At 43.2% G+C, this 19,591-nt stretch carries 16 protein-coding genes; all 16 read left to right on the plus strand.

All coding sequences use genetic code 11. The features are described from left to right. Window positions 1-41 precede the first annotated feature (41 nt). The 16 genes from FTV38_RS05535 (at window position 42) to FTV38_RS05610 (ending at window position 19,589) form a co-directional block, all read left to right on the plus strand. The gene (locus FTV38_RS05535) at window positions 42-1,391 is read left to right on the plus strand and encodes an MFS transporter (protein ID WP_180009439.1); all 1,350 of its coding nucleotides are present in this window, start codon (window positions 42-44) and stop codon (window positions 1,389-1,391) included. A 66-nt stretch (window positions 1,392-1,457) separates the two neighbouring features. Continuing rightward, a complete protein-coding gene (gene nirB, locus FTV38_RS05540; protein ID WP_218950248.1) occupies window positions 1,458-4,004 on the plus strand; it encodes a nitrite reductase large subunit NirB in 2,547 nt (848 codons plus the stop codon). Between the two features lie 113 nt (window positions 4,005-4,117). Further along, a complete protein-coding gene (nirD, locus tag FTV38_RS05545) occupies window positions 4,118-5,728 on the plus strand; it encodes a nitrite reductase small subunit NirD (RefSeq protein ID WP_180021841.1) in 1,611 nt (536 codons plus the stop codon). Window positions 5,729-6,019: 291 nt separating this feature from the next. Further along, on the plus strand, window positions 6,020-8,812 hold the full coding sequence (locus FTV38_RS05550; protein WP_180021843.1) for a nitrate reductase: 2,793 nt from the start codon (window positions 6,020-6,022) through the stop codon (window positions 8,810-8,812). After that, window positions 8,812-9,435, plus strand: coding sequence for a molybdenum cofactor guanylyltransferase (locus FTV38_RS05555; RefSeq protein WP_373423882.1), 624 nt, complete (start codon window positions 8,812-8,814; stop codon window positions 9,433-9,435). Before FTV38_RS05550 ends, FTV38_RS05555 begins: the two co-directional genes overlap by 1 nt. A gap of 356 nt (window positions 9,436-9,791) precedes the next feature. After that, complete coding sequence (gene moaA, locus FTV38_RS05560; RefSeq protein WP_180021847.1) at window positions 9,792-10,829, plus strand: GTP 3',8-cyclase MoaA; 1,038 nt, start codon at window positions 9,792-9,794, stop codon at window positions 10,827-10,829. Window positions 10,830-10,831: 2 nt separating this feature from the next. Beyond that, window positions 10,832-11,083, plus strand: coding sequence for a MoaD/ThiS family protein (locus FTV38_RS05565; RefSeq protein WP_180021849.1), 252 nt, complete (start codon window positions 10,832-10,834; stop codon window positions 11,081-11,083). A 2-nt stretch (window positions 11,084-11,085) separates the two neighbouring features. Then, a complete protein-coding gene (locus FTV38_RS05570) occupies window positions 11,086-11,652 on the plus strand; it encodes a molybdenum cofactor biosynthesis protein MoaE (protein WP_180021851.1) in 567 nt (188 codons plus the stop codon). A 51-nt stretch (window positions 11,653-11,703) separates the two neighbouring features. Continuing rightward, on the plus strand, window positions 11,704-12,627 hold the full coding sequence (gene moaCB, locus FTV38_RS05575; RefSeq protein ID WP_180021853.1) for a bifunctional molybdenum cofactor biosynthesis protein MoaC/MoaB: 924 nt from the start codon (window positions 11,704-11,706) through the stop codon (window positions 12,625-12,627). Further along, complete coding sequence (locus FTV38_RS05580; protein WP_180021855.1) at window positions 12,624-13,874, plus strand: molybdopterin molybdotransferase MoeA; 1,251 nt, start codon at window positions 12,624-12,626, stop codon at window positions 13,872-13,874. The genes moaCB and FTV38_RS05580 overlap by 4 nt, the downstream gene beginning before the upstream one ends. A 9-nt stretch (window positions 13,875-13,883) precedes the next feature. Beyond that, entirely contained in the window at window positions 13,884-14,645 is a 762-nt protein-coding gene (gene modA / locus FTV38_RS05585; protein WP_180021857.1) for a molybdate ABC transporter substrate-binding protein, read from the plus strand. Between the two features lie 3 nt (window positions 14,646-14,648). Further along, window positions 14,649-15,347: a molybdate ABC transporter permease subunit gene (gene modB / locus FTV38_RS05590; RefSeq protein WP_180021859.1), complete on the plus strand. Its 699-nt coding sequence runs from the start codon at window positions 14,649-14,651 to the stop codon at window positions 15,345-15,347. Then, a complete protein-coding gene (locus FTV38_RS05595) occupies window positions 15,334-15,972 on the plus strand; it encodes an ATP-binding cassette domain-containing protein (RefSeq protein WP_180021861.1) in 639 nt (212 codons plus the stop codon). The genes modB and FTV38_RS05595 overlap by 14 nt, the downstream gene beginning before the upstream one ends. 213 nt (window positions 15,973-16,185) lie before the next feature. Further along, window positions 16,186-17,589 carry an amino acid permease gene (locus tag FTV38_RS05600; protein WP_180021863.1) on the plus strand — a complete coding sequence of 468 codons (1,404 nt, stop codon included), beginning with the start codon at window positions 16,186-16,188 and terminating at the stop codon, window positions 17,587-17,589. Between the two features lie 198 nt (window positions 17,590-17,787). Then, window positions 17,788-18,219, plus strand: coding sequence for a cation efflux protein, CzcI-like (locus FTV38_RS05605; RefSeq protein ID WP_218949694.1), 432 nt, complete (start codon window positions 17,788-17,790; stop codon window positions 18,217-18,219). Between the two features lie 47 nt (window positions 18,220-18,266). Continuing rightward, on the plus strand, window positions 18,267-19,589 hold the full coding sequence (locus tag FTV38_RS05610) for a TolC family protein (protein ID WP_180021865.1): 1,323 nt from the start codon (window positions 18,267-18,269) through the stop codon (window positions 19,587-19,589). Window positions 19,590-19,591 lie beyond the last annotated feature (2 nt).

The following is a 19,591-nucleotide window of genomic DNA, read 5'->3' on the forward strand; positions in this document are numbered from 1 at the left end:
AACTGAGTAATTCATGCGTTCAGTTCAGTCAGGAGAAGGTTATGTCTTCAAATTTAAATGCCAAAAAAGCCACAAAAATAAGTCTATTTAATTTTTCTTCAGCAGCAATGCGGGCCTTCCACATGAGTTGGCTCGCATTCTTTGTTTGCTTCTTTGCATGGTTTGCCTGTGCACCGTTGATGCCAGTGATTGCTGGCGAATTTCACCTCACGAAAGATCAAATTGCCAATATTAATATTGCCGCTGTTGCGATCACGATTTTAGTCCGTCTGATCGTTGGTCCTTTATGTGATAAATATGGCCCGCGTAAAACCTATACAGCTTTATTAATCATCGGCAGTATTCCAGTCTTTGGTGTCGCTTCTGCGAGCAGCTATGAATCCTTTCTTTTCTTCCGCTTGCTGATCGGCGCGATTGGCGCAAGCTTTGTCATCACTCAATACCATACAAGCATTATGTTTGCGCCTAATGTTGTGGGTACAGCCAATGCTGCAACAGCAGGCTGGGGCAATGCAGGCGGCGGTGCAACTCAAGCCCTTATGCCTTTACTGCTTGGCGCACTCGTTATGTTTGGTGTAGAGCAAGCGATGGGCTGGCGTATTGCGCTGATTGTACCTGGTGTGATGATGCTGATTGTTGGTGCGCTTTACTGGAAGTTCACACAAGACTGTCCGCAAGGCAACTTTAAAGAACTTCGCGAACAAGGCATCAGTGTTGGCAGTGACAAAAAAGGCGGCTTGGCAATTCTAATGCATGCAGCACGCAATTACCGTGTATGGATTCTATTTGGCGCTTACGCAGCTTGTTTCGGTATTGAAATCTTTATTCACAACATTGTAGCAATGTACTACGTCGACCATTTCAGCTTTGGATTAAAAGAGGCGGGTATGGCAGCAGGTATCTTTGGTTTGCTTGCATTGTTTGCTCGTGCGCTTGGCGGCATTGTTTCGGACAAAGTAGCGACTAAAAAAGGCTTAGATGGCCGTACCAAAGTGTTATTTGCCATGATTCTGCTAGAAGGCTTATTCCTGATTGTCTTCTCACAAATGAATACTGCAGTGCTTGCAATCCTTGCAATGACAGTCTTTGCGCTCTTCACACATATGGCTTGCGGTGCTACCTATGCGCTGGTGCCATTCATTGACCGTGATGCTTTAGGCGGTGTTGCAGGCATTATCGGTGCAGGCGGTAACGTAGGTGCAGTGGCTGCAGGCTTCTTGCTTAAAGGCATGCTGGATATTCAAACCACGCTTATGGTGTTGGGCGGTCTAGTGGTTATCGCTGCAAGCTGTGTACTGATGATCCGCTTCTCTGTAGAGCATAAAGAAAAAGAACAGCGCCTATTTGAACAAGCTGTAAATGAACGAAATTTAGCTGAAGCTCAAAACTAATACTGAAAAGTTGCCTCTAAACATCGCGATTTAGGGGCAAATAAAAAAATCTTGCGGAGAAAGAATATGAAAATCATCATGATTGGACATGGCATGGTTGGCCATAAATTTATCGAATCTGTACTGGAACACGCAGGTGATGATGTTGAATTAACCATTTTGGCTGAAGAGCCGCGTTTAGCCTATGACCGTGTGCATTTAACTGAATATTTCAGCGGTAAATCGGCTAAAGATTTAACCCTATGCCGCAGCGACTTTGCCGATGCATACGGTATAGATTTACGCCTTAGCACCAAAGCGGTTGAAATTGATCAGCGCAATAAAACGGTCACAACCAATCACGGTGATATTCTTTCTTTTGACAAGCTAGTGCTCGCAACAGGTTCATACGCTTTTGTGCCACCAATTCCAGGCAATGAACGTGAAAACTGCTTTGTGTACCGTACCATTGAAGACTTGGATGCCATCCGTGCCGCAAGCTTGAATGCTAAAACAGGTGTGGTGATCGGCGGCGGTTTATTGGGTCTGGAAGCAGCAAAAGCGCTGCGTGATTTAAACTTAGAAACCCATGTTGTTGAATTTGCACCACGCTTAATGGCAGTTCAGATTGATGATCTAGGCGGTAAAGTTTTACGCTCGAAAATTGAAAATCTAGGTGTTAAAGTCCATACGCAAAAAGCAACATCTTGCATTGAAGACGGTGCAAATGCGAAGCATGTAATGAAGTTTGGTGATGGTTCTGAACTGGAAACCGACATCATCTTATTCTCTGCAGGTATCCGCCCACGCGATGAATTAGCGCGCCAAAGTGGTTTAGCCATTGGTGAGCGTGGCGGTATTGTAATTAATGATTATTGCCAAACTTCAAACCCTGACATTTATGCCATTGGTGAATGTGCGCTTTGGCAAAATAAAATTTATGGCCTAGTTGCGCCGGGCTATGACATGGCACGTATTGCAGCAAAGCATGTGATGGAACAAAACTGCACGCTTTTCGCTGGTGCAGATATGAGCACCAAACTGAAACTGATGGGAGTTGATGTTGCATCTGTAGGCGATGCGCATGCAATGACACCAAATTCTTTAAGCTATTTCTATGCAGATGAAGCAGCTCAGGTTTATAAAAAAATTGTCGTGAATGCAGAGAAAACTAAGCTGCTAGGTGCAGTATTGGTGGGCTGTGCTAAAGAATACAATGACCTGCTGCAAATGATGCTGAATGGCTTAGACGTTCCTGAAAGCCCAGAAAGCCTAATCATGCCTGGCTATGCACAATCTGCAGGTAAATCGGGCGGAAGCGGTGTCGATCTGCTGCCAGACAGCGCAACGATTTGTTCATGTAACAACGTCTCTAAAGCAGATATTTGTTCAGCCATTGCTGACGGATCGACTTCTTTAGGCGCATTGAAAAAATGTACTAAAGCTGCAACAGCTTGCGGCGGCTGTGCGCCATTAGTCACTCAAGTACTTAAATCGGAGCTTCAGCGTCAAGGTGTAACTGTAAATAACCATTTATGTGAACACTTTGCTTATTCACGCCAAGAGCTCTATCACTTGGTACGTGTGAACGAAATCAAAACCTTTGATGACCTGATTCAACAGCATGGCCATGGTTTAGGCTGTGATATCTGTAAACCGACAGTTGCCAATATTTTAGCGTCTTGCTGGAATGATTTTGTACTTAAACCAAGCCATGCAGGCTTGCAAGACAGTAATGACTACTACCTAGGCAACATACAAAAAGACGGCTCTTATTCAGTCGTGCCACGTATGGCAGGCGGTGAAGTTACTCCGGATGGATTAATTGCCGTAGGTCAAATTGCGAAAGAATATGGTCTATATACCAAACTGACAGGTGGTCAGCGTGTCGATATGTTTGGTGCACAAGTGCATCAGTTGCCTGAAATTTGGGAAAAATTGATTGCTGCTGGTTTTGAGTCTGGCCATGCCTACGGCAAATCACTGCGTACGGTGAAATCTTGTGTCGGCAGTACTTGGTGCCGTTATGGCGTGGACGATTCAGTCGGCTTGGCGATTTATTTAGAGAACCGCTACAAAGGCCTTCGCTCACCGCACAAACTGAAAATGGCTGTGTCGGGCTGTACCCGTGAATGTGCTGAGGCGCAAAGTAAAGATGTGGGCGTGATTGCGACAGAAAAGGGCTGGAACCTTTATGTATGCGGCAATGGCGGTATGAAGCCACGTCATGCAGAATTATTGGCTTCTGACTTAGATACGCAAACATTGATCAAATACATTGACCGTTTCTTTATGTTCTACATTCAAACAGCAGACCGTTTGCAGCGTACTTCTGTATGGCGCGACAACATGGAAGGCGGTTTAGATTACCTGAAAGATGTCGTTGTGAATGATTCGCTTGGCGTAGCGGGTGAACTTGAACGCCGTATGAGCCATGTTGTGGGTACATATCAAGATGAATGGCGTACTGCTGTAGAAGATCCTGAAGTACGTAAACGCTTTGTGACTTTCGTGAATGCAAAAGCAGAACAGCAAAATGATCCGCATATTCAGTTTGCATCCGTTCGCGGTCAAATCAGACCCAAAACAGAAGCTGAACGCGATTCGTCACGCATTCCAGTGGTTGAAGCTTAAGAGAATAACGAATTTAAAACTTCTTTTATTTGATTTACATCCTTATTCGGTTTCTCGTTAAAGCGGAAACGAAAGATGGTGAACTAAAAGAAGTTTAAAAAAGGATGAAGAATATGACAATTTTAAAAGAAATGAATGATTTAGCCTGGTTTGATGTTTGTGCATTAGAAGATATTACGCCAAATACAGGTGTGGGCGCACTGATTGAAAATCAGCAAATTGCGATATTCCGTGTCGGTGAAGAAAAGCGGGTTTATGCACTGAGCAATCAAGATCCGTTTAGTCAAGCCTATGTTATGTCCCGCGGTATTATTGGTGACTTGCAGGGTGAGCGTGTTGTGGCATCACCCATTTATAAACAGCATTTCAGCCTTGCTACTGGACGCTGCTTAGAAGATAAAGACCAAAAACTCTTGGTTTTTCCAAGCAAAATTGAAAATGGCCGTGTGCTGATTAGTCCAACTGCTCAAAAAACCTATATTACCAATAACGCGCCATCGTCTGAGTTGATGAAACTTGTTTTGGTCGGCAATGGCTTAGCAGGTATGCGTTGCTTAGAAGATCTGCTGGATATGGCGCCAGAGCGTTATGAAATTACGGTCATTGGTGAAGAACCTTGGGGTAATTACAACCGAATTATGCTTTCACCTGTGCTTTCAGGTGATAAAACCATTGAAGATATCATGCTGCATTCACATGCTTGGTATAAAGACAAAAATATCCGTTTTGTAGCAGGTGATGCGGCGGTACGCATAGACCGTCCGCGCAAGCAGGTATACACAGAAAAAGGCTTGGTCATCGATTATGACCGTCTGATTTTAGCGACAGGTTCTAAGCCATTTATTCCGCCTATACCGGGAACTGACTTAAAAGGTGTTCTCAGCTTCCGTGATATTTATGATGTAAACCGCATGCTGGATTACTGTAAATCTAAGCAAAATGCAGTGGTGATTGGCGGCGGTTTACTTGGCCTAGAGGCTGCGTATGGCCTGAAACAGCGTGGCATGAATGTTACCGTACTGCATTTGATGGATCGTATTATGGACCGTCAGTTAGATGAAAAAGCCAGCTTAATGCTCAATCATGCGATTGAACAAAAAGGTATAAAAATCATGACCGCAGCAAATACCCAAGAGTTGATGGGTGAAGATGGCCATGTGAAGCAGCTGCGTTTGCAAGACGGTACTGTTTTAGATGCAGATCTTGTGGTTTTTGCGGTGGGTATTCGTCCGAATATTGAGCTTGCGCAAAGTGCAGGACTGCGCTGCGGCCGCGGTGTCATGGTGAATGACACCATGCAAACTTTTGATCCGAGTATTTATGCGGTGGGTGAATGTATTGAACACCGAAGCCAAACCTTTGGTTTAGTTGAACCGCTTTGGGGACAGGCATTCATCTGTGCATCGCATTTGGCCGAACATGGCAGCTTAACCTTCAAAGCGCCTACGGTTCCGACGCAGTTAAAAGTCAGCGGCTGTGATGTTTTTTCTGCAGGCAACTTTGAACCGTTAGAAGATTTTGAAGACATTATTTTGAATGATGAAAAACGTCAGATTTATAAACGCATTATTATTCAAAAAGATAGAGTGATTGGCGCTGTGCTGTTTGGCGATACTGAAGACGGTGCATGGTATGCAGAATTGATTTCAGATCAAACTCCAATTTCAAGTATCCGAAACAAATTGCTGTTTGGTAAGCATTTTGCATTAAAGAAAGCAGGGTAACGGAATCGCCCTGATAAAAAAAGATACAAGATTTAAATCGTCATTGGATACGCGATAACGTCATCCGTTGTTGTTTAAGGCAGGATTGCAGATGAATAGTCATGTATTTGCAATACATCTGTTAGAAGCCGGTAGTGGACGAGTTCAGCGGATGACAATGGTTTTGCCTACTTTTCCCGAAAGAAAAGTAGGTCGAACCGAATGTTGACCTTTAAATATAAACGTAAATGAAAAGACACCGATTCGAGCGAGTTAAGTGTTTAAAAAAGTTTGGAAAAGGAGCCAGCAGAAGTGAATAGCATCCCGATCGTGGAACTGCATAGCTCCACAGAAAATAAAATTAAAACAACGCAAACCACTTGTCCATATTGCGGTGTCGGCTGCGGCGTGAGCGCAACAGTTGAACAGACAGCTTTAGGGCAAAAAGTCAGTGTGACTGGCGATACGAACCATCCATCAAACTATGGCAAGCTGTGCATTAAAGGCAGTAACTTAGCCGATACGATTGGATTAGAAACACGTGTCTTACAGCCAATGCTTGGGCGTCAAACATCGCCATTCCATACTCGTCAGGCTACAGATTGGAACACGGCAACAGCACTGATTGCCGAAAAATTTCAGCAATGTATAGATCTTTACGGACGTGAAAGCATCGCTTTTTATGTGTCGGGCCAACTGCTGACGGAGGATTACTATGCCGTTAACAAATTTGTCAAAGGCTATTTAGGTACTGCAAATATTGACACCAATTCACGGCTTTGCATGTCATCGGCTGTGGCGGCACATAAGCGTGCATTTGGTGAAGACCTTGTACCAGCAAGCTATGAAGACTTTGAGCATACAGAGATGGTGGTGTTGGTCGGATCCAATACAGCATGGTGCCATCCCGTGCTGTATCAGCGCATTATGAAAGCCAAAGAAGAACGTGATTTGTTCGTGGTGGTCATTGATCCGCGCTTTACCAGTACCTGTGAGGCTGCAGATTTGCATTTGCCAATTTTACCGGGGCAAGACGTTGCATTGTTTAACGGCTTACTTCAGTACTTAGTTAAAAATAATTATAGCGATCTTAAATTTATAGCGAGTCATACACAAGGTTTAGCTCAGGCTTTGCAACAAAGTGAATCAGAAGCATCTATTGAAGCTGTTGCAGAACGCACAGGTATTTCATTAGAAAAATTAAATATTTTCTTTGAAAAATTTGCCAAAACAGAAAAGGTCATGAGCCTATTTTCTATGGGCGTCAATCAGTCTTCACGTGGTGTGGACAAAGCCAATAGCATTATCAATTGTCATTTGCTGACTGGAAAAATTGGCAAATTAGGCGCAGCGCCATTTTCCATGACAGGACAGCCGAACGCGATGGGTGGCCGTGAAGTTGGTGGCTTAGCCAATATGCTGGCGGCACATTTAGACCTCGATAACAGAGCGCATCAGGCATTAGTACAAGAGTTTTGGCAAAGTCCTCATATTGCCAACAAGGCTGGGTTAAAAGCAGTCGATTTATTTCAAGCTGTCGAAAGCGGAAAAATTAAAGCCATTTGGATTGTGGCGACAAATCCTGTCGTTAGCTTGCCAGATGCGGATCAAGTCAAACGTGCACTTGAACAATGTGAGTTTGTAGTGGTGTCAGATATCTGCAAGGACACTGACACAACGGTATATGCAGATGTGCTTTTACCAGCTTTAGGCTGGGGTGAAAAAGACGGAACCGTTACCAACTCTGAACGCCGTATTTCACGTCAAACTGCATTTTTAGATGCTCCGGGTGAAGCTAAAGCAGACTGGTGGGCGATAGCGCAAATTGCGAAAAAAATGGGGTTTTCAGGTTTTGACTTTAAAAATAGTCATGAGATATTTATAGAACATGCAAAATTATCTGCGTATAAAAATGTACCCTTAGCGCAAAGAGCTTCGGCAGAGCATTTTCGTTATTTTAATCTTCAAGGCCTAACTGAATTAAGTTTAGAAGATTATAACCAATTTGCGCCAACCCAATGGCCTGTATGGCAAGCTGATCAAGCCGATGATGCTGTTAGCCGTTTGTTTGCCCAAGGCCAATTCAGCCATGCGGATGCCAAAGCTAAATTTGTGGCGACAGCCGCAATTAACCCTGTGCATCAGGTCTGTGGCGAATATCCTTTAATTTTAAACACAGGCCGTATTCGTGACCAATGGCATACTATGAGCCGTACAGGTTTGTCGGCAAACTTAAGTACGCATCGTGCAGAGCCGTATTGTGAAATTCATCCGCAAGATGCCTTGAAGTTTGGTGTCAAAGATGGCGAATTGGTTGAAGTTAAATCCAATTGGGGACTGTGCATCTTACGTGCACAAGTCAGCAGCAATATACGCCGTGGACAAGTTTTTGCGCCAATTCATTGGAATGATCAGGTAGCGTCCGATGCGAGAATTGGTAAAGTGGTTAACCCTGTGGTTGATGCGCTTTCAGGCGAACCTGAGTTTAAACACACACCTGTATTTGTGCAGCCGTTTTATACACAGTGGCAAGGCGTGCTGTACGTGCGTCAGGGCTTTGAACACATTGTGCAATCTACCATTCAAAATACGATTTGGTGGACTAAAGTCACCACAGCGAAAGCGACACGTTTTGAGTTGGCAGATCGTAAAAAATTTAGAAACACGGTTCAGCAGCTGAAAACATTACTGCCATTTACCGATGAAAGCTTTGAATGGCTGAATTTGGAAGATCAAACTGCCGATTTGAGTCATACCGTGGTGCTGCAAGATGGGCATTTAATTGCCAGTCTATATATTGCGCAACGCTCTATGCTGCCAGACCGTGATTGGATTGCTGGCATGTTTAAGCGTGAACGACTAAGCGCACTGCACCGCAAAGCGCTGCTTGCAGGTCAGCCGATGAACATGACCAACAGTGCAGGTCCGCTGGTGTGCAGCTGCTTTAAAGTCGGTAAAAATACCATTATCGAAACCATTAAAGAAAAGAATATTAGCCATGAAAAACAAGTTACTGCATGTTTAAAGGCCGGCGGCAATTGCGGTTCGTGCTTATCAGAAATTCGAGGCTTAATTAAAGCCTGTCAGACGGAGTACGCAGAATGATGAAGAAAATCACCAAATCAGTAGGCTATCCAGAAACAGACTTGGTTATTTTGGCGGGCGGTCAGGCCCGCAGAATGAACGGCATGAATAAAGTGCTGCAAAAATTTGATAATGAAATTCAGCTGATTAAGATCCATCAGCAGTTGAAATCACGGGCTGAAAATGTCTGGATCAACAGCCATCGCGATCATTCGATTTATAAACGGCTCATTCCCTCGATCCGCTTTTATCAAGATGATGAAGCCGGATTTTTAGGGCCATTGATGGGGATGAAAAGCGCGTGGTCACATGTTGAGTCTGATTATGTTTTGTTTGTCCCGTGCGATGTGACCTATATCCCGAAGAAAGTGCTTTCGAGATTGCATCAGGCCATGCAGCGGGATCCCTTGTGTGAAGTAGCTGTAGTGGAAATTAATGGCAAAGCGCTGTATCCATTTTGTTTGCTGAAACGAAGCAGTCTCACAATGCTGCAGGTGCATCTTGATCAAAAACAGCGCAGTTTGAAGGGGTGTTTTAGTAAAATGCACATGCAAGTTGCACGTTTTCAAAATAATGCACTCTTTTTTCACAGCATTAACTCTCTAGATGAGCTGCAGCAGCACCGTCAGCTGAATTTTCTCTAAAAGCTGTACCTTTTGCAGAGCTTTCATTTCAAATAATGAGCCTAATGTGCTGTTTTTGAACCCAGAGAGAAAATCTACAGCCAATATGAAGCTTTTGAGCATGATATCTAGCGATAAAACAGACTGCTTTTATACCTTAGATAATGGGCTTAACGGCAATTTATATTTTTAATTGCTATTAGTTACTTATAAGTTATTGATTTTGTGTGTCAAAAAAACAAACCAAATCCTCTAAAATAAATATTCAAAAAAGCGCAAAGTTGGAACACTTATTGCAATTTTTACTGCAAGAAAAGAGGGCGCAAAATTTGTACTGTGCAAAGTCAGGGCAAATGACAACGCCATGGAAGATAAACATGAACAGCATGACACAATTACAGCCAGCGACCATTTTTAAGGATCAGTTTGGCCGTGAAAAACGCAAGTTGCGCATTTCAGTGACAGACCGCTGTAATTTTAAATGTGTCTATTGTATGCCTGAACACCCTGAATGGATGAAAAAGCATAATCTTCTCAGTTTTGAATCACTTTACAATTTTTGTGAGTTTATGGTGCTGCGCGGGATTGATCAGATCCGGATCACGGGCGGCGAACCTCTCATACGTCAAGGCGTTGTGCATTTTATTGAACAGCTGCAACAGCTGAGAAAGCTAGGCCTTAAACGTATATCCATGACCACCAATGGACATTATCTGAAACAATATGCACAGGCCCTAAAACAAGCTGGCTTAGATGGCATAAATATCAGTTTAGACAGTTTGGATGAAGCGCAATTTTTTCAGCTGACGCAAAAACAATTACAGCCAGTATTAGAAGGGATTGAAGCGGCTAAGCAAGCGGGCTTTGACATTAAGATTAATACAGTTTTGATTAGAGGTCTAAATGAACAGCAAATCATTGCATTAACAAAATGGGCGCTGCAACAAGGTTTCGAACTGCGGTTTATCGAGTTTATGCCGCTGGATGGTGATCAAAACTGGTCTAAAGCTGCGGTCGTTACCGAACAAGACATACTGGATAAACTCAAGACTGTTTTTGACGTGCAAACATTGCACGGTCAAGGTGCGTCACCAGCCAGATCTTACTTAATCAACGGCTTGCCTATAGGTATTATTTCAACCATCAGCAATTCTTTTTGCGGCAGCTGCGACCGTCTAAGACTGAATGCGCAAGGCGAGTTTTTTAACTGCCTGTTTGCCCGAAAAGGTTTAAATCTCAGTCATGAAATTCAGCAGCTGAAAAGCAGTAAAACAACAGAGTTAATGCCGCTCGATGCAATGGCTTTGCAGCAAAAATTAGGCAGTTATATTTGGCAGAAGGAGCAAGGCTTTCATGCCATAACAGCTCAATCCAGTCCATCTAGAAAAATCAGCATGCATATGATTGGAGGCTAATGATGAGTCAGATCACCATCAAAATAGAATCTTTTGGCGCTATTGAACGCCTGCTGCCAGCGAATTTAAGTCTGACTTGCTTGGCACAGCAGTCGATTGCAGAGGTTTTGCAGCAAGTTACAGATCAATTTCCGGAGTCATTCAGCATGCTTGAACGCTGCGCCTGTGCCATTGGGGAAGATATTGTGCCAAGGCAAACCGCATTGGTGCAGGACAGCACCGTTGTGCTGCTGTCACCTGTGGCGGGAGGCTGAATATGGAGCTCAAGCATATTTCACGCATACAAGATACGGTATTTAGCCAAGCTGATTTTGACAGCATTGAGGCATTTCCTGAATGTGGCGGTATAGGTGTATTTATTGGCGCGGTGCGTAATCACCATGAAGGCAAAGCGGTAAAAGTTTTGAAATATACAGCTTATGCGCCTGTGGCTGAAAAAATGATCCGTCAAATTGAGCGGGAAATTCAAGCCAAATACGGCGTGTCATATGTACGGGTTGTACACCGTATTGGTGCGCTGCAGGTCGGTGATACGGCCATTATCGCAATGGCCTATGCGCCGCACCGCCGTGAGGCTTTTGCAGCCTGTGAAGAAGCGGTTGAACGGGTTAAGCATGAAGTACCGGTGTGGAAAGAAGAGTTTTATATGGATGGCAGCAGTCAATATGTAGAGGGCTGCTGTATTCGTAAGGATCACGCGCCTGAAGTGGCAGATCACGAAACGAAGCATACACATATCCATGGCGAGTCATGTGAACATGCACATCAAAACACCCATCAGACTATGCATTTGAATGCCAATATTTATCAATGGCATCTATAAAACCTCAAATTTAATATTGCACATGCAAATGAATAAGATAAGGACAAAGCAATGAAAAATGTGGGCATGAAAGCGGAAAGTTACCGTGCAGCCATTGCAACTGGAATATTGCATGCACCGCCACATTGCATTGAACTGCTGCGTAATGGCAATACAGAAAAAGGCGACGCGCTGAAAACCGCACGTATTGCAGGTATTTTGGGCGCTAAACGTACAGATGAACTTATTCCGCTCTGTCATCCGCTGCCGATCTACCGTGCAGATGTGGAATATGAATTATTTGAGGCGCATGTCGAAATTAGTGCAGTGGTTGAAACCATTGGCCCAACAGGTGTGGAAATGGAAGCTTTGACTGCGGTCAGTCTTGCCGGTTTAACGCTGTATGACATGCTGAAACCGCATTGTGAACCTGAAGATTTATGCTTAGATCAAGTGAAACTGCAAAAGAAAAAAGGCGGTAAATCACATTTTACCCGTGTATTAAAAGAAAGCTTATCGGCTTCGATTATTGTGCTTTCAGATACAGTTGCTGCCGGTAAAAAACCAGATACTGCGGGGCAAAATGTCCTCGAAATTTTAGAAGAAGCAAACTTCAGCAACATCAGCTATCAAGTGATACCAGACAGTCCTGAACAGCTTTTGGCTCTTGTTGAACAGCATAAGGCGCAATATCCGCTGATTTTGACTGTCGGCGGTACAGGTCTTGGCCCTAAAGATTTAACCGTTGAAACCATTCAGCCACTGTTAAAACGGGAAATTCCGGGTTTGATGGAAGCTTCACGCAGTTTTGGTCAAAAACGCACGCCTTATGCTGCACTTAGCCGCGGTGTTGCGGGCTATATAGATAACAGCCTTGTGATTACATTACCGGGCAGCAGACAGGGTGCAAAAGAATCTCTAACTGCAATTTTACCAGCGCTCATTCATCTCTTTGATGTACAAAAAAATATACCGCATGCTGGAGGCTACCAATGAACCAAGCTGTATTGCATACAGGCTGCGTTGCTGAGGCTGGACTGATTTCAGTGGACGATGCGCTTGCGCTGATTCAGACACATACGCAAAGTTTAGCGCATGAAACTTTGGCGCTTCAGCACGCTTTAGGCCGTTATTTGGCGTCAGATGTGCATTCACAAATTCAGCTGCCTTTATTTGCACAAAGTGCTGTTGATGGCTATGCCATTTGCGCAGTGGGTGAAATTAAAGCAGGCACTCAATTTGAGCTCATTGGAGAAATCCGCGCAGGGCAAACGGCTGAAATAAGCTTAAAAGCAGGCCAAGCTGTCCGGATATTTACCGGCGCGCCGATTCCTGAAGGCACGGTAACTGTGGCGCGGCAAGAAATAGTGAAGGCGGATAGACAGCAGATTGAACTGACTGCAGCCTTAAGCCCGCATGCAGATATTCGAGATGCAGGTGAGGAAATTTCAGTTGGACAATGTTTAGCAGTACGTGGTCAAAAGCTTACCGTTGGATCAATTGCAGCACTCAGTATGGCTGGTATTTCATACTGCGAAGTTTTTGCCTATCCAAAAATTGCTGTCGTAATAACAGGTGATGAAGTTGCGCAAAATATAGAAGATTACCGTGCAGGTAAAATATTTGATGCCAATGCGCCGCTGATTGCAGCATGGTTTCAGTCGCAGCACGTCAAAGTTGAAGTGATTCATATTGCAGATGAAAAACAGGCGGTTTTAGATTTATTCAACCGTTTAAAAGACAGCTTTGATTTAATTTTAACGACTGGCGGCGTATCTGTCGGTGATTATGATTTTGTTCGGCCGGCAGCCTTGGACATCGGTTTTCAGCAAATTTTCTGGAAAGTGAAACAAAAACCCGGCAAACCGATGCTGTTTGCACAATATCGACGTCCTGACAGCAGTTCCTGTTATTTACTTGGACTGCCGGGCAACCCCGCTGCAGTCTATGTCGGCATGCAAATTTATACAGATAGATTATTGAAAGCCCTACAAGGTCAAACACCTGCGCTGGACTGGTTCAGCGCAGTCATGACACATGACCTAAAAGCAGATGCACGTGAGCGGTTTTTAAGAATGTCGGCGCACTTTGATAAGCAAGGCAAACTTCAACTAACCAGCCTGTCTAAGCAGCAGTCACATATGCTAAGCAATTTAATGCAAGCTAATTGCATTGTTCGGATTCCTGCAGGGCGACCAGTGCAAGCAGGACAAGTCCTTCAAGGCTTATTTATTCAGGATTAGGAGTTTGCTATGCATTTCAAATACATCTTAGCAGCAGGACTAAGCTTCATTGCTGGCGCATCACAGGCGGAAACGGTAAAAATTTATGCTGCAGCCAGTTTAAGCAATGCTATTGCCGATATTGCAATGCAATATCAGGCACAGAATCCAGACATCAAAATTGTACCGGTATTTGGTGCATCTTCTGCTTTAGCCAAGCAAATTGAAGCCGGTGCACCAAGTGATTTGTATTTTTCAGCAGATGTGGACTGGATGAATTATTTGGTGCAAAAACAGAAAATACCTGCAAAGCAAGTATTCAACATGCTAAGCAATGATTTGGTGCTGATTACGCCTAAAGCGGTGAATATGCAATTTAAAGCCGTGCCGCAGTTTAATTTTGCCAAGGCATTCAAAGGTCACTTATGTACAGGGCAAATGGAGTCTGTACCTGCTGGAAAATATGCCAAACAAAGCCTAACCAAGTTGGGCTGGCTATCAAGTTTGAATGGAAGGATTGTCGGGACAGATGATGTACGATCGGCTTTGGCTTTTGTTGAACGCGGTGAGTGCCAAGCGGGGATTGTTTACCGTACCGATGCGCTGATCAGTTCTAAAGTTAAAATAGCCGGGATTTTTCCAAATCATACTCATCAACCGATCATTTATCCATTGGCTTTAACACATCAAGGCGCAGCTAAACCTGAGGCCGTGAAGTTTTACCGTTATCTTAAAGACCATGCGCAAAGCAAAATGCTTTTTAAGCATTATGGTTTTGGCGTGAAAGGCTAAAGTATGCTTAGCCCAGAAGAGTGGAGTGCGCTGTATCTTTCAGCCAAAGTTTCCATTTGTGCGACTTTATTTTGCTTGCCATTTGCAATTGCACTGGCATGGGTTTTAGCACGTTATGATTTTCATTTGAAGTTTATAGTTGAAGCTTTACTGCAAATGCCCATGGTATTGCCGCCAGTCGTTTTGGGTTATCTGTTGTTGATTTTATTTGGTTCAAATGGCTGGATTGGACAGATGTTAAATGCATGGGGAATACAGTTGGCATTTAATTGGAAAGGTGCAGTACTGGCTTCCATGATTGTAGCTTTTCCGCTGATAGTGCAGCCGATCCGCTTGTCTTTCCAAATGATCAATCAACAGCTGGAACAGGTTGCAGGTTCACTAGGCGCACATCCATTACGGGTATTTGCTTCGATTAGCTTGCCGCTGGCTTTACCAGGGATTTTAATTGGCAGTATTTTGGGTTTTAGCCGCAGCTTAGGTGAATTTGGCGCGACCATTACTTTTGTGGGCAATATTCCAGATGAAACCCGAACCATTCCTATCGCCATTTATTCGCTGATACAGCAGCCAAATGGTGAAGAGGCCGCAATGCGTTTAGTGATCCTTTCATTGCTGGCGGCTTTTGGCGCATTGATTGCCAATTATTATATTTTACAGCGCTATCAGCGAAAACTCGGAGCCGGCCATGCTTCAGTGTGATTTTCAGTTTCAATATGCAGATTTTCAATTGCAGGCTCGGCTGCAGATGCAGGATCAGCTGCTGGGCATTATGGGGCCATCAGGCAGCGGCAAATCTACGCTGCTGAAAAGTTTGGCCGGTCTGCTGCAGCCCCAGCAAGGTTATATATCGCTGAATCAGCGTGAAGTGTTCAACATAGCGCAGAAGATTAATGTGCCGATGCATAAACGCCGTATTGCGTTAATTTTCCAAAAAGCATGGCTTTTTCCGCATATGGATGTGCAGCAAAATTTGCAATATGCAGAGAACTTAGCTGCTCAGGAAAATGCACAATTTCAGTTTCAGCAAGTAGCGCATCTGCTTGAGTTGAAGCCACTGCTCAAACGGCGGGCACATGAACTATCTGGCGGAGAGGCGCAGCGTGTTTCCATAGGCCGGGCATTGCTGTCACAGCCTGATCTGCTGCTGTTAGATGAACCGCTGACAGGACTTGACCGCAGGCTGAAAGATCAAATATTGCCATTTTTAAACACGGTGAAAGAACAGTCGGCGCTGCCGATGATATATGTCACGCATCATAGTGATGAGTTAGATTATTTAAAAGCCCATATTTTGCATCTAGAAAATGGTCAAATAAGTTTTTAAATAAATATAAATTATATAAGTAATAACAGTAAATTAGATGAAAAAATGGCATTAAGCTGCATCTTAAAGTTTTGATTAGAACTATGAAAAACTCATTTTCTAGATTAAATTGTTACAAAACAAGGGAGAACACAGCGTTTTCCCTTTTTTATTCCTAATGATCTTGGAAATAATGATTTGTACGACTGAACGTGCAGACAGGGAATCTAATCGATGCATGATGATAGCTTAGCCACACATAATTCAACTGCAAAACTGGGTGCAGGGCTATCTAATCGGCATATCACGATGATCAGTATCGGTGGTGTAATTGGTGCTGGACTGTTTGTTGGATCATCTGCTGCGATTGCAAAAGCAGGGCCTGCCGCCGTTCTTGCTTATATTACTACCAGTATTTTGGTTTTTTTAATCATGCGAATGTTGGGAGAAATGGCTGTAGCTCAACCTGACACCGGCTCATTTTCAACCTATGCAAGAAAAGCCATTGGGCCTTGGGCGGGCTTTACCATCGGATGGTTATATTGGTGGTTTTGGGTTTTAGTTATTCCAATTGAAGCAATCGCTGGTGCAGAAATTCTGCATGCATGGTTTCCATCAATATCCAGCGCTGTCTTTGCGACATTCTTTATTGTGCTTCTCAGTTTAGCGAACTTTTTTAGTACTCGGAGTTTTGGTGAGTTTGAATTTTGGTTTTCTCTGATAAAAGTCTTGGCTATTGTAATTTTTATCGGCATTGGACTCACCGCCATATTGGGGTTTTGGCCCTTAGCACCTGACGTGAGTGGTGTAGAAAATCTGTTTAAAAATGATGGATTTATGCCAAATGGCCTGGGTGGTGTACTTTCAGCAATATTGATTTCAGCATTTTCATTCTTTGGTGTAGAAATACTGTCTATCGCTGCAGCAGAATCAAAAGATCCTGAACAAAAAATTAAACGTGCAACCAATTTAGTACTGTATCGGGTCATCTTATTTTTTGTGGTTTCAATTTTTATAACGGTTGCACTGGTAGATTGGCGTTCACCACAATTACAACAATTAGGCACCTTCCAGTATGTCTTGGTCAGCTTAAATATCCCACAATCAAAATTGATTATTGATAGTGTGGTCTTTATTGCGGTTGCAAGTTGTATGAATGCCGCACTTTATAGTTCTTCAAGGATGTTATTTTCATTGGGGACACGTAAAGAAGCACCTCAATGGGTCACATCCATTAATGCCTCTGGTGTACCTGCAATTGCAGTATTTGCATCGTCTGTAGTGGGCTTAATTTGCTGTGCAGTCAATTATTTATTTCCAGGCCAAGTATTTGGATTTTTACTGTCTACAACAGGTTCAATTGCCTTATTGGTTTATTTAGTGATTGCATTTTCACAGCTTAAATTGAGAACACAAATCGAAAAAAATGGAACTGAGGTTGCGTTTAAAATGTGGCTATTTCCATGGCTCACATGGGCAGTCATTTTGGTGATCTTAAGTGTGCTGATCTATATGTTTTTATCTCCAGCCTACAGTTATGAAACTTCATTATCTTTAGGTGTTACGACATTGGTGGTTATCTGCGGCTTAGTTGTGACAAGAAAATCTAGAGTAAAGAATGATTCCGAACTGAATTAAAAATAAAGGTTTCGCCGATAAAAATCGTAATCATGAACCAATGGATTGTCTTTAGCATGTGCCGTGTCAGGGGATTAAAGCGAATGCCTTACGTTATATCTCTATGGCAATCCATTTTTAAGACAAATTCAAAGATTCACTTGACCTTCGACCGACTCCAAGCTTTATAATCGTTAAAATTTTCTTGATTGATGCAATATGCGTTCTGCGACATGGATAACAGTCTTAGTTGGATTGTTCATGTTCCAAAGCCTTTGGAACGTGGCAGCCGCTTTCTGTGTGCATGAAGAGCAAACTCAAGTTGTTCAAAGCTATCATTTTGGTCATCATCAAAATATCTTATGCGTTAGCAATGAAACCGATCCACAGCATTCGTTGCATCAAGCATCTGATGAATCCAGTAGCAAACCAGTCAAAAATATCGCTAACGATCTGCAACTCGGTGAAGATCATCAAGACCATTTACCGTCTATGACGCATTTGATTGTACAAAACCAACAATCGATTCTTTTTATTGCACATCAGAGCTTTGAATATTCGCCAAAATTTGTTTGGAAGAATCTTTATCAAGCCCCTGATTTATTACTGCAAACACCTCCTCCTGTTTATGCCCCGCTAATGGCGGGGTAGCCTAAAACATTCCTGCCACTTTTTTTAATAAATGAGTGGGAAAAATCATGTCTTTATATTTTACGGCGTTTATACGTCTAGGCTTAGCTGTCGGTATTTCGACGGCCTTACAAAGTACGTTTGCCGAAAATGTCAGTAGTTTTGAATCTGCATTTGCCAAAGTACAAAACTACCAAGCCCAAACTGATATTTGGCAACAACAACAGCAAATCTCTGATTTTAATGTGCGTCAAAGCAAGCTCTGGCAGAACCCAAGTCTATCGATTGAACAAAATGGTTTTGGTAAAAATCAAGATCAAGAGCTCAGTATCGGAATTAGCCAGCCATTGGATGTATTCGGTCAGCGTAAAATCAATCAAGCACTCGCGAGTACCTCTGCACAGCAAATTCAGTTGCAACAGCAGATTTGGAATGCGCAAAGTCAGCTGATTGTGAAGTTTGCATGGTCACAGCTAGCCATCGCTCAAAATGAGCAATCGATTTACGCTACACAGCTCAAACTCAGTAAATCTAATTTGGACAGTGCGCAAAAACGCTATCAAGCAGGCAGTATCGCTTTGGTGGATGTGGAGCGCGCTCAAATTGAAGCATTGGAAATACAGCGTTTATACCAACAGGCAGTTTTAAAACAGCAAACTGCGGCACGTCAGCTTTCTAATTTATGGGGTGAATCCACGTCGCAAATCGCGTTGAATAACAGCGTTACGCCTTGGCCTGAACAGAGCCAAAGTTTAGTTGAATGTAATTTATCGGAAGGTTGGTTACAAAAATTGTATGCCTTGAATATTCAGCAGGCAAATCAGCAAATTGAACATTTAAAAGTACAGGCACGCCCAAACCCAACCCTAAATATGGGCATGTCACGTACCAAATCTCCAACTGACGCCAATGATACGGCCTTGGTACTTGGTGTGGATATTCCGCTTAATATTTTTAACCGCCAGCAATATGCCATTCCAATGGCGCAAAAACAGCAAATTTTATTAAATCATCAGCAACAGCGCGAGTTAAAACAGCAAGTTTTAGATATTGCCAATAGCATTCACCAGCTTAAAGGTCTGCGTATGCAGTTTGATGCCACAGGCAATCAGATTGGTTTGGCTGAAAAGGTTCAAAACCGAACTTTGCAAGGTTTTCAGGCAGGTAAATTTGCTATTACAGACGTACAGCAAACCACAAAACAACTCCAAGACCTTCGACTTAGCCAAATGCAAATTTTGGCGCAGGCTTGGCAAAGCGCACTCAGTGCTGAAGCCTTAAGTATTGGAACCAGTTATGAAGAAATCAGCCGTTCAGATGCTTATAGCCAACTCAATAAGAAAGCCATTGAGGCATCCCAAAATCTCATCAACAGCGCATCAGCACAATAAGG

It is taken from the genome of Acinetobacter sp. YH16044, from assembly GCF_013417145.1.
GTDB classification, from domain to species: Bacteria; Pseudomonadota; Gammaproteobacteria; order Pseudomonadales; family Moraxellaceae; genus Acinetobacter; species Acinetobacter amyesii.